This is a genomic window from Armatimonas sp. (assembly GCF_043760365.1).
Lineage (GTDB): Bacteria > Armatimonadota > Armatimonadia > Armatimonadales > Armatimonadaceae > Armatimonas.
This window is the reverse complement of record NZ_JAYUPA010000320.1, coordinates 1-1,900: the sequence shown is the minus strand read 5'-3', so window position 1 is coordinate 1,900 and position 1,900 is coordinate 1. Positions and strand designations below refer to the sequence as shown.

The following is a 1,900-nucleotide window of genomic DNA, read 5'->3' as shown; positions in this document are numbered from 1 at the left end:
GAGACGGGTAAGAAGCTCCAGATTGGCTTTAACATGCGCTACTCGCCCGGTGCGCAGAGCCTCAAGCGCGCCATTGAGAGCGGTCAGTTTGGCGATATTTACCACGCCGCTGCGCGTGCGATTCGCCGCCGCCGCGTGCCCGCCAAGGGCGTCTTCATCAACAAGGAACTAAACGGGGGCGGCCCGCTGATTGACATCGGTGTCCACATCACTGACATGACTCTCTGGCTGATGGGGCATCCTAAGCCCGTCGCCACGGTTGGCAGTGCTGTCTGTAAGATGGGCAAGACCCCAGGCCTTGTCGGCGAGTGGGGCCAGTGGGACACCGAGGCCTACACTGTCGAGGATTTTGCCAGCGCCTACGTGCGATTTGAGGATGGGCGCACGATGACTCTGCTCGCATCGTTTTTGGCCAATATTGACCAGGAGCACTTTGACACCCAGCTCTTCGGAACGGGAGCCGGGGCATTCTTCGATGCCAATGCGGGCAAGTACACACTCTACCGTGAGGAGTTCGGCACCCTTACCGACACCACCACCGGCTGGCTTCCCAATGTCGCTAGCACGCACGGCAAAGAGATCGAGGTGTTTGTCAAAGCCATCCGCGAGGATCTCCCAATTGAGTCCGTCGGAGCCGCAACGGGCGAGCAGGCACTGATGGTCACCCAGATTATGGATGCTATCTATAAGTCGAGTGAGGTAGGGAAGGAAGTCGCAATTCTCTAAGAATCAGTTTGGAATGATGTGCCATGTGGTAAAATAATCCGGCCCGCCTGTTTAGCCCGTTTCATTATGAGTAATCAATCGCACCTGCACGATCCCACTTGGCACATCATCCGCCCCAAACAGAGCCTCGTTGCCTTTGATCCGGCCGAACTCTGGCGTTTCCGTGACCTCCTCAACAACCTAGCTCTCCGTGACATCCGCCTTCGCTACCGGCAGGCGGCACTCGGTATTATCTGGGTGATTTTTCAGCCACTGGTCGGCGGGGTGATCTTTACCATTCTCTTTAACAAAGTGGCAGGAATTGAGCTACAGAGCGAGATTCCCTACTTTCTCTTTGCTCTTGTCGGGTTTGCCACGTGGAATAGCTTTAGTGGCACTTTTTCAAAAGCGAGTATGAGCCTTGTGCAGAATGCACAGATGATCTCCAAGGTCTTTTTTCCGCGCATTATCTTGCCATTGTCCACAATCTATGGCACGTTACTTGATTTTGCTATTGCGCTTGTTGCCGTTCTCATAGGGTTGGTGATCTTCCAAGTGCCGATCACCTTAGCCATCCTGACTTTTCCACTCTGGTTGTTGGTAATTCAGATTCTCGCACTCGGGCTTGGGATGATGGCGGGAGCAGTATCCGTGAGCTACCGAGATGTGCAGTACGCTCTGCCCGTTTTGTTATCTATGGGAACATTTGCCTCGCCTGTGGGCTACCCATTAGTCAATGCAATGGTAAAAGTAGGACCCTCATTGCAACCCTTTTTCCTGATCAACCCGATGTCTGGGCTGATTGATGCCATGCGGTGGTCACTCTTGGGAGAGCCTGTCTATAGCTGGGGGCTTGTTGCCTACAACGTGGCCTTTGCTCTTGTTGCGCTTCTGTTGGGGATGGTTGTCTTTCGAAAGCTAGAGCGGAGGTTCGCCGATGTCATCTAATGCCGACGACCTCGCAATTCGTGTCAAAAATGTCTCGAAGTCCTATGTGATTTCTCACCAGGGCGAGAGCATGAGCTTTCGTGAGGCTCTTTTGCACAAATTGCGCAATCCGATTGAGCAAATGGAAAAAGAGGAGTTCTGGGCACTGCGTGACCTGAGCTTCGATGTTAAGCGTGGTGACGTTTTAGGTATTGTGGGACGTAATGGAGCAGGGAAGTCCACTTTACTAAAACTTCTCTCACGAATT

At 53.1% G+C, this 1,900-nt stretch carries 3 protein-coding genes; all 3 read left to right on the top strand.

What is annotated here, in order from left to right; genetic code table 11:
- A partial coding sequence (locus tag ACH2EH_RS07685) for a Gfo/Idh/MocA family protein (RefSeq protein ID WP_395140467.1) occupies positions 1-726 on the top strand: 726 nt, incomplete at its 5' end.
- A gap of 66 nt (positions 727-792) precedes the next feature.
- Positions 793-1,653, top strand: coding sequence for an ABC transporter permease (locus ACH2EH_RS07680; RefSeq protein ID WP_395140465.1), 861 nt, complete (start codon positions 793-795; stop codon positions 1,651-1,653).
- Positions 1,643-1,900 (top strand): ATP-binding cassette domain-containing protein (locus tag ACH2EH_RS07675; protein ID WP_395140463.1); only part of this gene is annotated, 258 nt, incomplete at its 3' end. The genes ACH2EH_RS07680 and ACH2EH_RS07675, both read left to right, overlap by 11 nt.

What these genes read in the sequence shown, in the direction of transcription:
- ACH2EH_RS07680 (WP_395140465.1), top strand. Translation starts at nt 793, where the DNA reads ATGAGTAATCAATCGCACCTGCACGATCCCACTTGGCACATCATCCGC.